Below are 13,056 nucleotides of genomic sequence, written 5' to 3'. Positions count from 1 at the left end.
TTAAGGTTTCTCGTCGAGACCAGAGCACTGCAGTATTGTGCATGGCAACATAATCATTTTCCATATGGACTGAAATGTCCACCCTGTGGCTGCCCCGCCTTCTGGCTAGTTCGCCCAGAACCGGCCCATCCGCTTCCGGCCCATCTCAGCCGTCATCGGCGCAAGCTGATTTGGACCGAGCGCCGGATCCTGCGGCTTACTCGATCAGTTGCGGCTGTTGAGATGCCGCACCCTTCGCAGTTGCGGAAACAGCACCGCCCACAGTCCGGCGACGGCAATCGCACCGACGCCGCCGATCACCACCGCCGGCACGGTGCCGATCAGCGCCGCCATGGTGCCGGCGCGGAACTCGCCGACTTCGTTGGAGGCGCCGACGAAGACCTGGTTGACGGCGTTGACGCGGCCGCGCACCTCGTCGGGTGTCCACAGCTGGATCAGCGTCTCCCTGATATAGACGCTGAACATGTCGGTGGCGCCGAGGCCGGCAAGGGCCAGGATCGACAGCCAGGTGATGGTCGAGACGCCGAACAGCACGGTGAAGGCGCCGAACCCGGCGACAAAGCCGAGCATGATCTTGCCGGCATTGTCGCGCAGCGGATGCCCGGCAAGCCAGACCGCGACACAGATGGCGCCGATGCCGGGCGCCGAGCGCAGCAGGCCGAGGCCCCACGGGCCGAGTTCCAGAATATCGCGGGCATAGACCGGCAGCAGCGCCGAGGCACCGGACAGAAGCACGGCGAAGAGGTCGAGCGAGATGGCGCCCAGGACGATCTTCTCGCTCCAGATGTATCGGAAGCCGGCAAACAGCGTCTCCATCGTCGGCTTGTCGGTGGCGCTCTGCTGGGCCGGTTTCGGAATGGTGAAGATCAGCAGACCGGCCACCAGCATCAGCACGGAGGCAACGGCGTAAGCGGCTTCGGCCGAGACGCCATAGAGCAGGCCGCCGGCGACCGGGCCGACAATGGTCGCCGTTTGCCAGGCGGACGAGTTCCAGGCGATCGCATTGCCGAAATCTTCCGGCGGAACAAGGTTGGCGAACAGCGACGACGAGGCCGGCCCATAAAAAGCGCGCGCCAGGCCGAACATAGCCAGCACGATGAAGATCGGCAGCGGGCTGACGAGACCGCGCAGCGTGAAGTACAACAGGACAAGCGCACAACCTGCCTCGACTACCGTCGCCAGCGCCATGATCAGGCGGCGGCCGAAACGGTCGGCGACAACGCCGGTGACCAGCACCAGCAGCAGCGACGGCAGGAACTGGACGATGCCGACAATGCCGAGATCGAAGGGATCGCGCGTCAGATCATAGATCTGCCAGCCGACGGCGACGGACACGATCATGGTGGCGAAGGTGGTCAGGAAACGCGCCGCCCAATAGCTCAGGAAGGAGCGATGGCGGAAGGCGGCGTAACGCCGGTCAGGCGGTGTATGGGAATGGGATGTCATGGATACAGGCCCCGTTGCTTGCAACGGCCGGCGGGGCACTTCCCGGAAATGGGCGCTGTTCCGGCCAATTAAACTTATCAAAGTTCGGGGCGCGTATGCGTGAAAATCGGGCCTGGATCAAGCGGTTTTCCAGCCGCTCGCCCGATTGCACGCGGACGTTACTGCCTCAGCGCGGCGGTGATGGCGTCGAGGCCGCCCTGTAATTCCGCCTCTTTCGGCCAGCCGAAACCGACGCGGAAGAAGCGCTTGGGCATATCAAACCAGTGGCCGGGACCGACATAGGTGCCGTGGCTTTCCAGCAGATTGACGTAGAAACGGTCGAGGTCGAAGTCTGGACTGACAACGAGCCTTGGAAATCCAACGACGCCGCCTTGTGGCCGCACCCAGTCGACCAGCGGCTCGCGGTCAATCCAGGCTTGCACGATGTCGCGGCGTTTCGCCATCTCGGGCAGCAGCGCGGCCAAGAAAGCGTCGCGGCGCTCCAGCATGCCGCGCGCAATTCCTTCGTCGATCACGCTGCCGCAAATGCCGATCTGCTCCTTGGCGGCGAGGAAGCGCTCCTGCAGTTCAGCATCGCTGGTGATCAGCCAGCCAATGCGGATGCCGGGAATGCCGAAGGCTTTCGACAGCGACGAGACACTGATCGCCTTGGGGCTGAGAGAAGCCGCCGCCGGCAGGCGCTGTCCATAGGAGAGGTCGCGATAGGTCTCGTCGACCAGCAGATGGCAGCCGCTCGCTTCGGCCAGCGCAATCAGCGCGTCGAGATCGGCCCGGCCCATCATCGTGCCGGTCGGGTTGTGCGGGCAGGTGACGCTGATCAGCTTGGTGTTCGGTTGCATGCTGGCGGCGACGCGGCCGAAATCGATGGCAAAGCCTGCGTCGAAATCGAGATCGACATAGGAGATGGCGCAGCCGATCGCCTTGGGGGTCTCGATGTTGGTGGCGTAGTTCGGCCGGACGACGACAAGATGGTCGCGCTCCGACAGAAGCGAGGTCGAAATGATGAAGAGCGCGCCCGCCGCACCGGCGGTCACCAGAACATCGTCAGCGGAGATGCCTTTGTCTTGCGCCGCGATCAGCGCCCGCAACTCCTTGTCGCCGCGATGCTCGCCGTAGAACAGCGTGAGATCCGGCAGCGACAGGCCGACGTCGGAGAGTTTCTGATCGGCGATCGAGCTTTCGGAGAGATTGAACCGAATGCGATCGTAGCCGTATTCCTCCGGCGCCTCTTTCTCGATCACCATTCTGGCGTAATTCATCGCTGCTCCCCCAAAGCAATCTCTGTGGTGTATCCAAGCCACAAAAGCACGAAGCCTGCCAAGGCTCATTCGCCGGCAGGCTTCTGTTCCAGTCGTCCAAACGATTGGCTCAGGGCCGAGGCGCTGATCCCACTCAGGCCGGAACTTTGGCCTTCCGACCCTTGGCTTTCGCCGGCGCGGCCACTGCAGCCTTGCGGCCGAGGCCGATCGACTTGGCCAGCTCGGAGCGCGACGCCGCGTAGTTGGGGGCAACCATCGGATAGTCGGCCGGCAGGCCCCATTTGGTACGATAGGCTTCCGGCGTCAGGTTGAAATGGACGCCGAGATGGCGCTTCAGCGATTTGAATTTTTTGCCGTCCTCGAGGCAGATGATGTAATCCGGCGTCACCGACCGCTTGGGATTGACGGCCGGGATCTGCGGCGCCGCCACTGGGGCCGGCGGCTGGCTGAGCCCGCCGATCGACGCCGCAACGCTGGCGATGAGATCGCTCAGGCCGGCAACGGGCAAGCGGTTCTTCTCGACGTAAGCGGACACGATATGGGCGGTAAGCTCGAGCAGGTCGATGTCCTTGTCAGAGTCGTTGCTGTCGTCGGCCAATTTATCTCTCCGTCGCTAGGGGGGTGGCGGAAACTCCCAGAGTGGTCCCAGCGGAGCCGGAAATCCGCTCTAGTCATTTGTCTTGCCGCATATGTGCGGTTGCGCCAGATGATTCCATCCGGTGCCACCGATCTAATCGCCAAATCTGCGTAACGCAATGACTTCGTATCGCGCCACACGTCATTTTGAACAACTATACTGAATTTTAATACTATCAGACGATCAGCGCCTTGTCGCGCCATAGTCGAAAACCGCCCTCGAAAGCGCGCGTATTGTCGCCGCGCCTGGATGTGGCGGGCAATTCATCCAGTCTGTCGACATTGCCGCCGCCGATGACGACATAATCCGGCTGCAGCGCCGCACGCAGCCGCCCGACGACGTCGAAAACGTATTTGCGCCATTTTTTCTTGCCGTATTTCTCCAGGCCGCGCTCGCCGACATAATCTTCGAAACTGCCGCCCTTGCGGTACGGCAGATGCGCCAGTTCCATCGGCTGGCCGACATTGTTGAGGATCATCGCCGCGCCCAGGCCGGTGCCGAGGCCGAGGAACAGCATGCGCCCGCCATCGTAGCTGCCGATCGCCTGCAGCAGCGCGTCGTTGACGACCTTGACCGGCTTGCCGAAGGCGGCAGCAAAATCGTAGCCGTCCCAGCCCTTGCCGAGGTTGGCGGGATCGAGCGAAGGCCTGTTGTGCCTGACCGGGCCGGGATAGCCCATCGAGATCACGTCATAGGCCAGCCCTTCGGCCAGCGTCTTCACCGTGGCGACCATTTGCTGCGGCGTCAGGTCCGGTCCGGAATCGGCCCGGCGCATCTCGCCGCCTGCGCTGGTGAGGATTTTCACATGCGAGCCGCCGACATCGATCGTCAGTACGATCGGTTCGGCCTTGGCCTTCGCGGGCCTGGCTGCCTTGGCTGCCTTGGCCATGTCGTTTCCTCCGCTCACTTGGCGCGTTCCCCGTTTCAGGGAAACGGGGAACGCTCCAACTCTTTGTTTTACGCAATTCCGGACGGAAAGACCGCTCGCACTTTTCGTGGAGTTGCTCAACTCGGATTGATCCAGCCGTTGGGCGGCCCGAAGCTGGCCATGGCGTCGGCAGGCCCCCAGGTCTTCGGCTCATACATATGCGGCGGCGTGGTGTCGCCGAGCACCGGGCCGACAATGCGCCAGGCAAGCTCGCTGGCATCCTGGCGGGTGAACAATTGGCCATTGCCGTTCATGGCATCGCCGATCAGCCGCTCATAGGGCGGCATGTCGCCCTTCGAATCGTCGAGCGCGGTGAGTTCGACCTGCTCGCCGACCATGTCGTCGCCGGGTGCCTTGCGTTGCGCGCCGATCGAGATCGCCACCTGCGGGTCGATGCGGAAGCGCACGTAATTGGCGTCGCTGGGCTTGATCGGATCGAAGACGTCCAGCGGCGGCCGCTTCAGCCGCACGATCACTTCGGTCACATGCACCGGCATGTTCTTGCCGGTGCGGATGAAGAAGGGCACGTCCTGCCAGCGCCAGGTGTCGACCATGAAGCGCACCGCGGCAAAGGTTTCGACCGGCGAGTTCGGCTTCACGCCGGGTTCAGCGAGATAGCCTGTGAACTGGCCGCGCACGACGTCGTCCTTGGTCAGCGTGCGGATGGCGCGCAGCACCTGCACCTTCTCGTCGATCAGATCGTCGGCCGAGCGGCCGACCGGCGGTTCCATGGCGAGCAGCAAAAGGATGTTGAGCAGATGGTTCTCGATCACGTCGCGGATAGCGCCGACATCGTCATAGAATTTGCCACGGCCTTCAACGCCGAAGTCCTCGGCCATGGTGATCTGTACGCTTTCGACGAAGTTGCGGTTCCAGATCGGCTCGAGAAAGGAATTGGCAAAGCGGAAATAGAGCAGGTTCTGGATCGCCTCCTTGCCGAGATAGTGGTCGATGCGGAAGATCGACTGCTCTNCTGCTCTTCGAACACCAGATGCAGCACGCGGTTCAGCCAGCGCGCCGATTGGAGATCGTGGCCGAACGGCTTTTCCACCATCAGCCGCGCGCCATGCGCGGTACCGGATTGCTCCAGCCCCTGGACGACGGTCTCGAACATGGTCGGCGGCACCGCCATATAGTGAAGCGGCCGCTGCGCCGAGCCGAGCGCCGTCTTCAGCTTCTCGAAGGTCGCGCCGTCGCGGTAGTCGCCGCTGACATAGCGCAGCAGACTGGCGAATTTGGCGAAGATCTTTTCGTCGATCTTGCCGAGAGCGTTGACGATGCCGTCGCGGGCCCTCGCCTGCAATTGGTTGATGTCCCAGGCATCGAAGGCGACGCCGATCACCGGCTCGGTCAGCGTCCCCTTGGCTACCATCTGGTAGAGGGCCGGAAATATCTTCTTGTGGGCAAGGTCGCCGGTTGCTCCGAAGAGCACCAGCGTGTCGGACCGTTCCGGGCTCATCTTGCGAGTCTCCCCTGCGGCCTTCACTTGCCGGCCTTCGGCTTTTCGACATGGCCGCCAAAGGCATAGCGCATGGCCGACAGCAGCTTGTCGGCGAATTCGGATTCGCCCTGCGAGGAGAAGCGGTCGAACAAAGCCGAGGACAGAACCGGCGCCGGCACGCCGGTGTCGATCGCCGCCTTCAGCGTCCAGCGGCCTTCACCGGAATCGGAGACGCGGCCGCCGAACTGGGCCAATGCCGGGTCGCTCTTCAGAGCGCCGGCGGTGAGGTCGAGCAGCCAGGAGCCGATCACACTGCCATGGCGCCAGACCTCGGCCACCTGCGGCAGGTCGATGTCGAACTGATAGTATTGCGGGTTTTCCAAAGGGCTGGTCTCGGCGTCGGCAGTGCGCTGTCTTTTGCCGGCATTGGCCGATTTCAGGATGTTCATGCCTTCGGCGTAGGCGGCCATGACGCCATATTCGATGCCGTTGTGGATCATCTTGACGAAATGGCCGGCGCCGCTCGGTCCGCAATGCAGGTAGCCAAAGGGTGCGGTCCCGCCCGCCTTGTCGGGCGTGGCGCCGGCATCGGCGCCGGGCGCCAGCGTGGCGAAGATCGGATCGAGGTGTTTGACCGCCGTATCGGGGCCGCCGATCATCAGGCAGTAGCCGCGCTCCAAGCCCCAAACGCCGCCGCTGGTGCCGACATCGACATAGTGCAGGCCCTTGGCCGCAAGCTCGGCCGCCTGGTCGACAGCGTCGTGATAATAGGAATTGCCGCCGTCGATAATGATGTCGCCGGGCTCCATCAATGCTGCCACCTGGTCGGCGATCTTGCCGGTGATCGCCGCCGGCAGCATCAGCCAGGCGCTGCGCGGCTTGGAAAGCTTGCCGACGAACTCCTCCATCGATGCGGCGCCGATGGCGCCATCGGCAACCAGGGCGGCAACGCTTGCCGGGTTGATGTCGTAGACGACGCATTGATGGCCGTCGCGCATCAGGCGGCGCACCATGTTGGCGCCCATCCTGCCCAGTCCCATCATTCCGATCTGCATGGTGTTGTCCTAGTCGCTTGAGGAAAGAAAATTGCTGGCGAGTTAGTTCTCAATGCCGACGGTGAAGTCGACATTCTCCCAACGGTCGCCGTCGGGCCAGAAAAAAGTGAAGACGATCGTATTACCTCGCGGAATATCGGTCACCGGCAGATCCGCCATATGGACGCCAAAGACATTCACGGACGTGTTGATTTCATGGCTGGTCTGCCACTGGTCGCCGCTCCAGCGGATCAGTGCCGGCTGCAGCAGTTCAACCCGCAGCGTCTTGCCGGCTTCCATGGTGCGCAGCCTGTTGTTGAAGCGCCATATCCTCAGCGGCGAGCCGGTCTTGTCCCTGACATAGCGCTTGACGCCTTGCGGCGGCATGTCGAAGACGGCGCCGTCGCGGAGCGAGCGCAACAGCTTGATGTGTTCCGAATGCGCCCAGACCAGCGGCATGGCGCTGCCCGACGGCTTGCCCAGCCACAATTCGCGCTCCGGTATGTCGGCGCCGTCCCAGACCTGTTCCGGCAGCAGACCGCCCACACCAGCCGAAGCCTCGAATGTCCTGAGCAGGCTTGCCGCCTTGTCCTTGCGGCCGGCGGCCAGCTCGTAGTGGGCGCGTTCGCCGGCCAGCAACGGCCAGGGTCGGCCCTGGCCGTTGCCGTCGAAGGGGGCGCCGTCGGCGTGTTCGCCATAACCGTCGCTGGTGTAGCGGTACCATAGAGGCCCTTGCGGCAGGTCGCAGCGCAGTTGCGCGTCGATGATCCTGACCGTGCCGACGATGCGCGGATCGTCCGCGGCCCTGAGGCCGAAGCGGACCAGCGCCAGCGCGTCCGGGCTGACAATCGCTTCGGCCGGCTTGTCGGTATCGCCCGGCGGACGGTTCTTGATCGGTACGAAGCCGTCCTTCGGCGATGCGGCGCCTGAAGCGTCGGCCGGCGCGATGCGGATGTAGTACCCGTCGACGCCAGCCTCGTGGCACTCCGGTGTGCCGCTGACATAGGTCCAGCGCTCGATCTGGTCGTTCCAGCAATCTGCGACCTCGCGCAAATAGTTAGCCGGCTCGGGTTTGCCGTTGACGTCGAACAGATCGGCGGCGCCAAGCAGTGCCGATATTTCGACGGCGAGCGTGAATGGGCTGTAGCCCGCGTCCTCTTCCCAGCGGTCCTGCCCGGTGACGGGGCCATTGCGCACGATATAGGACGCTGCTTTCTCGACCATCGGCATGAAGGCGGCGAGCTTTGCGCGCGGCAGGTGGCCGGCGCGGTGCAGCGCATCGGCAAGCAGCAGCGGGAAGGCGCATTCGTCCATCTGGATGCCCGGCCAATAGAGCGAGCCGTCGAGCCACACATTTTGTGGCCAGTGGCCGTCCGGCTGCTGGATGGAACGGAGATAGGCGAGGATCTCAAGCGCCTGCGCCGGATCGCCGGCGGCGAGGAAGCCGCCCGCAGTTTCTACGAGGTCGCGCGGCCAGACCAGATGATATCCGCCAAGGTCGTCGTCGCCCTTGCTGAACCCCCAGGGGATCGACAGGCTGGCGACGGCCGCACCGGGCCTCGCCAGCGACAGGTGTGTCGCCAGCACCGCTGTGCTGACGCGGTAGGTGTTGAGGCCGGATGCATCATAGTGGTCGAGCGCCGTCAGGCCTGCCTGCCATTTCCGCCATTTCGCGACATAGACCTTTGCCGCCGGCTCAAACCCGCGTTTCAGGCTGGCGGCGGCGTTTTCGGCCGCTTCATCCGGCGTTGCCCCAAACCCAAGCGCAAGCAAGGCTTTGCTGTTGCGTAAGGAAAAGCCGATCTCGCCGGTCAGCGCGACATTGCCGTCCTCCGCGCTTTGGCAGGCCGGATCGAGCCGGCCGGCGCGGCTGAGCTGCTGCCAGCCGTCGGAAAAGCCTGCATAGCCGGCCGAGCAGTCGCCCCAGGGCAGCGAGGAGGCAAGCGCCAGGCAGACGCCGCGCCCGGACGCAAACAGCATCGGCTTGCCCTTGTGCTCGCCGATCCAGGCGGTGTTGGCCATGCCGGCATTGACCAGATGCGGCGCCAGCAGGGCGTAGACGCGGTAGTCCGTGGCCACGCCCTCGAGTGCCGTGAAGCTGGTTTCCTGCAGCAAGGCCGGGCGCGCCGGATCCGCCAGGATGCGCTTTTCGACCCGGTAACAGGCCGTCGCGTTGACCAGCCGGTAGGCGGGCACGCCGTCCTCGAACGGCTCGATGGCATGTGTGGCGTCACGCTTCTCCTCGGAAAACCAGCCGCCGGGACCGGTGACCAGCAGTCCCATGTCGCGCGTGCAGGCGCTGTCGAGGCCGATAGTAGACTTCATTGACGATGCCATGGCTGAGCGTGAACCAGACGCGGCTCGCCGTTGAAAGCGCGGCACCTACGCCGCTCTTGGCGCTTGACGTCCAGCGCGCCGGAATTCCGGGCGCGCCCATTCTTTTGGGTGCACTGGGGGGAAGGGTCGGCGTCGCTGCCATGCATGGTCTCCTGGGCCCTTCCCTAAACCAGCAGGCGAAGGCTTTTCAATCATCGCACCTGAAGTTGATCGCCAAAGCGTAACCGATCGCAGTTGACAAGCGAGCTCATCTGCATTTGTCTGACAATAGATAAAAAACAGGCAGACAACGCCAAAACCATCTGCAACAGTCGGCGGGCCGACAATCCATGGGAGGATTATGACATGAAGACACTGCTCGTCCTGAGCGCTCTGGCGGCGATGCTCGCCTCGGGCACGGCGCTTGCCGACACCAGCGGCAAGAAGATCGCCTTCTCCAACAATTACGCCGGCAATTCGTGGCGCCAGGCGATGCTCGACAGCTACGGCATCGTCACCAAAAAGGCGGTGGAGGACAAGATCGTCGGCGCCGCCGACATCTTCACCACCGCCGACAAGGAAGTGCCGACGCAGGCTGCCCAGGTGCAGAACCTGATCCTGCAGGGTTATGACGCCATCGTCATCAATGCCGCATCGCCGGATGCGCTGAACGGCGCCATCAAGCAGGCCTGCGATGCCGGCATCGTCGTCGTCTCCTTCGACGGGACGGTCACCGAACCTTGCGCCTACCGCGTCGTCGTCGACTTCAAGGACATGGGCAAGCAGGAAGTCGAGCAGATGGCCAAGTTCCAGCCCAAGGGCGGCAATTTGCTGGAAATCCGCGGCCTTGCCGGCACCTCGATCGACGATGCCATCCATGCCGGCATCCTCGAAGGCGTCGCCGCCCATCCCGAGTTCAAGATCGTCGGTTCGGTGACCGGCGACTGGGACCAGACGACGGCGCAGAAGGCGGTCGCGACGATCCTGCCTTCGTTGCCCGACATCGTCGGCATCGTCGACCAGGGCGGTGACGGTTATGGCGCGGCACAAGCCTTTGCCGCCGCAGGCAAGCCGCGTCCGACCATCATCATGGGCAACCGCCAGGACGAGCTGAAATGGTGGAAGGAGCAGAAGGACAAGGACGGCTACCAGACCTGGTCGGCCTCGATCGCGCCCGGCGTGTCGTCGCTGGCCTTCTGGGTGGCGCAGCAGGTGCTCGACGGCCGCACGGACATTCCGCATGACCTTTTGGTGCCGTATCTCGCCTTTACCCAGGACAATTTCGAGACCGAGCTGCCGAAAATCAAGGNTTCCGCATGACCTTTTGGTGCCGTATCTCGCCTTTACCCAGGACAATTTCGAGACCGAGCTGCCGAAAATCAAGGAGGGCGGCGTCGCCACCCACGAATACAGCCAGGAAGACGCAATCGCGGCGATCAAAGCCAATATCAAGTGATGCATTGCATTCATTGCCAGCGGCATGACCGACCGGATATCGTTGAGCATGCCTGAGGCCAATACGGACATCATCAGACTGGGCGGCGCCGAAAAACAAATCGGCGCCGCCCATTTGGACATCATCAGGCTGAACGGCGCCGAAAAACATTTCGGCGCCGTTCGGGCGCTTAACGGCGTCGATTTTCATGTCGCATCAGGCGAATGCGTCGGGCTGGTCGGCCACAACGGCGCCGGCAAGTCGACGCTGATGCATATGGTGGCCGGTACGCTGCAGCCCGATGGCGGTGAGATCGCGGTGCGTGGCAATGCCGAAACCGACTACTCGGTGGCGCGCGCGCTGAAACTCGGCATACGCTGCGTGTTCCAGGAACTGTCGCTCTGCCCTAACCTCAGTATCGCGGAGAATACGCGCATCAACCATCCGGCGCTCACCGGCTTCGGCTGGCGACGCAAGGCGGCTGCTCTCATTGCCGCCAAGCTGGACGAAATCTTTCCGGATCACGGCATCTCGGCGGACGACATTGCCGGCGATCTCTCCATCGGCCGGCGGCAGATGGTCGAGGTGGCGCGCGCCTTCACGGTGACGCGCGATCCGCTCGACCTGGTCATCCTCGACGAGCCGACCTCTTCGCTGGACGCGCATACTGCGGGCCAGCTGCTTGCCTTCGTGCGCCGTTTCGTCGCCACCGGGGGCAGCTGCATCCTGATCTCGCATGTGCTGGGCGAGGTGCTGCAGAATGCTGACCGCATCGTGGTGATGCGCGACGGCAAGGTGGTCGCCACGGACGTTGCAAAAGCGTTCGACCGCGACCGGCTGGTGGCCACCATGGGCGGCGCGGAAGCGCGCGAGAAGATCGCGGCGGAGATCGCCGCCAGGCCGGCGGCGGGCCCGCTCAGGGTGCGGGCGCGGCCCGAGCGGCAGCAGGACGGCAAGGAGCTTGTCGCCCGCGCCGGCGAGATCATCGGGCTTGCCGGGCTTGCCGGCCATGGCCAGACCGACCTGTTGCTGGCGATCTTTGCCGCCGCGACGCGTAGAAGGCTTGATATCGAGGTGACCGCCCCGGTGGCGCTGGTGGCCGGAGACCGCCAATCGGACGGCATTTTCCCGCAATGGTCTATTGCCGAAAACATCGGCATCCGCTCGCTGGCGCGGCTGCGCAAAGGGTTGCTGATCTCGCCGCAGCGCGAGGCCGAGCTTGCTGAGTTTTGGAAGCAGAAGATCGGCATCCGCACGCCTGACATGACCAACAACATCTTCTCGCTGTCCGGCGGCAACCAGCAGAAGGCGCTGTTTGCCCGCGCACTGGGTTCCGATGCGCAGATCGTGCTGATGGACGATCCGATGCGCGGCGTGGACATCGGCACCAAGCTTGAGGTCTACGATCTCGTGCGCGAGGAGGCGGCCAAGGGCCGGACCTTCCTCTGGTACACCACCGAGACCGAAGAGCTCGACAATTGCGACCACATCCATGTCTTCAAGAACGGCCGCATCGTCGCCAATCTCACGCGCGACGAGCTGACCGAGGAAAAGATCATCCAGTCCTCATTCGGCGACGCGGCCTGAGATGACGGCAGTCGCTCCCGGCCCTACGTCCTCGCCGCGCAGCAGCGCGGCCCGCGCGCGCCTGCTGCGCAGCCTGTTGCCGGCGCTGTCGCTGGCGCTGGTGGTTATCGCCATCGCCTGGCTCAACCCACGCGCCATCAGCTATTTCGGCTTCAGCCTGATGTTGAACCTCGCTATTCCGATCGCGCTGGCGACGATCGCCCAGATGTTCGTCATCGCCGGCAATGAGCTCGATCTGTCGATCGGCACCTTTGTCGGCTTTGTCGGCTGCGTCACCGCGACCTGGCTGAAGGACGCGCCGCTGCTCGGCGTGATCATCCTGCTCGGCTCCATAGGCGTTTATGCGCTGCTCGGCGCACTGATCCATCTGCGCAATCTGCCGTCGATCGTGGTGACGCTGGGCATGAGCTTCGTCTGGCAGGGGCTTGCCATTCTGGTGCTGCCCAAGCCCGGTGGCAAGGCGCCGGACTGGCTCTTGTCGCTGATGGCCTTCAAGCCGCCCTTCATTCCGTTCCCTATCATCGCCGCGCTGGCGATCGCAGCGGTGGTGCATTTTGGGCTGATGCGCACCTCCTATGGCGTCATCCTGCGGGGATCCGGCGGCAATCCGGCGGCGCTCAGGCGCGCTGGCTGGTCGCTGCTTCGAACCAAGATCGTGCTGTTTGCGCTGACCGGCCTATTCGGCGTTCTGTCCGGCATGGCGCTGATCGGCATCACCACCTCGGCCGACGCCAATATCGGCAATGGCTACACGCTGCTGGCGATCGCCGGCGTCATTCTCGGCGGCGGCGAGTTCGTCGGCGGCCGGGTGTCGCCGATCGGCGCCGTGCTCGGCGCGCTGACACTGGCGCTGGCGGCATCGCCTCTGCTCACCTTCATGCACATTCCGCCGGATTGGCAGGTCGCCGCCAACGGCGCCATCCTGATCATCGTGCTGGCAGCCCGCGTCCTGATCAGCCGCAGGGAGAGGTAG

General features: G+C 63.8%; 7 protein-coding genes and 3 pseudogenes. 3 read left to right on the top strand and 7 right to left on the bottom strand.

Translation table 11 applies throughout. The features are described 5' to 3' along the window. Positions 1 to 204: 204 nt before the first annotated feature. The 7 genes and pseudogenes from X751_RS144040 to X751_RS01000000163990 all read right to left on the bottom strand — a co-directional run bounded on the left by X751_RS144040 (position 205) and on the right by X751_RS01000000163990 (position 9,224). Positions 205 to 1,446: an MFS transporter gene (locus X751_RS144040; RefSeq protein WP_023730214.1), complete on the bottom strand. Its 1,242-nt coding sequence runs from the start codon at positions 1,444 to 1,446 to the stop codon at positions 205 to 207. A gap of 158 nt (positions 1,447 to 1,604) precedes the next feature. Next, the gene (locus X751_RS144045; RefSeq protein ID WP_023745387.1) at positions 1,605 to 2,705 is read right to left on the bottom strand and encodes a pyridoxal phosphate-dependent aminotransferase; all 1,101 of its coding nucleotides are present in this window, start codon (positions 2,703 to 2,705) and stop codon (positions 1,605 to 1,607) included. A 133-nt stretch (positions 2,706 to 2,838) separates the two neighbouring features. After that, positions 2,839 to 3,303 carry a MucR family transcriptional regulator gene (locus X751_RS144050; protein ID WP_023687743.1) on the bottom strand — a complete coding sequence of 155 codons (465 nt, stop codon included), beginning with the start codon at positions 3,301 to 3,303 and terminating at the stop codon, positions 2,839 to 2,841. 214 nt (positions 3,304 to 3,517) lie between these two features. Then, the gene (locus X751_RS144055; RefSeq protein ID WP_023745386.1) at positions 3,518 to 4,231 is read right to left on the bottom strand and encodes an ROK family protein; all 714 of its coding nucleotides are present in this window, start codon (positions 4,229 to 4,231) and stop codon (positions 3,518 to 3,520) included. Positions 4,232 to 4,347: 116 nt separating this feature from the next. Next, positions 4,348 to 5,729, bottom strand: a pseudogene (zwf, locus tag X751_RS01000000163995) (glucose-6-phosphate dehydrogenase). 23 nt (positions 5,730 to 5,752) lie between these two features. Then, complete coding sequence (gnd, locus tag X751_RS144060) at positions 5,753 to 6,766, bottom strand: phosphogluconate dehydrogenase (NAD(+)-dependent, decarboxylating) (protein WP_023683928.1); 1,014 nt, start codon at positions 6,764 to 6,766, stop codon at positions 5,753 to 5,755. A gap of 42 nt (positions 6,767 to 6,808) precedes the next feature. Then, positions 6,809 to 9,224, bottom strand: a pseudogene (locus tag X751_RS01000000163990) (glucan 1,4-alpha-glucosidase). A gap of 203 nt (positions 9,225 to 9,427) precedes the next feature. Between X751_RS01000000163990 and X751_RS0133760 the strand changes: the two are divergent. The 3 genes and pseudogenes from X751_RS0133760 (at position 9,428) to X751_RS144070 (ending at position 13,056) form a co-directional block, all read left to right on the top strand. Further along, positions 9,428 to 10,517 (top strand): annotated as a pseudogene (locus X751_RS0133760) (substrate-binding domain-containing protein). Positions 10,518 to 10,565: 48 nt separating this feature from the next. Next, positions 10,566 to 12,083, top strand: a complete 1,518-nt coding sequence (locus X751_RS144065; RefSeq protein ID WP_023745385.1) for a sugar ABC transporter ATP-binding protein — start codon at positions 10,566 to 10,568, stop codon at positions 12,081 to 12,083. A gap of 1 nt (position 12,084) precedes the next feature. After that, complete coding sequence (locus X751_RS144070) at positions 12,085 to 13,056, top strand: ABC transporter permease (RefSeq protein ID WP_023694460.1); 972 nt, start codon at positions 12,085 to 12,087, stop codon at positions 13,054 to 13,056.

The organism is Mesorhizobium sp. LNJC394B00 (assembly GCF_000502555.1).
GTDB lineage: Bacteria > Pseudomonadota > Alphaproteobacteria > Rhizobiales > Rhizobiaceae > Mesorhizobium.
The sequence above is the reverse complement of the archived record's forward strand: the minus strand, read 5'-3'. Positions and strand labels throughout refer to the sequence as shown.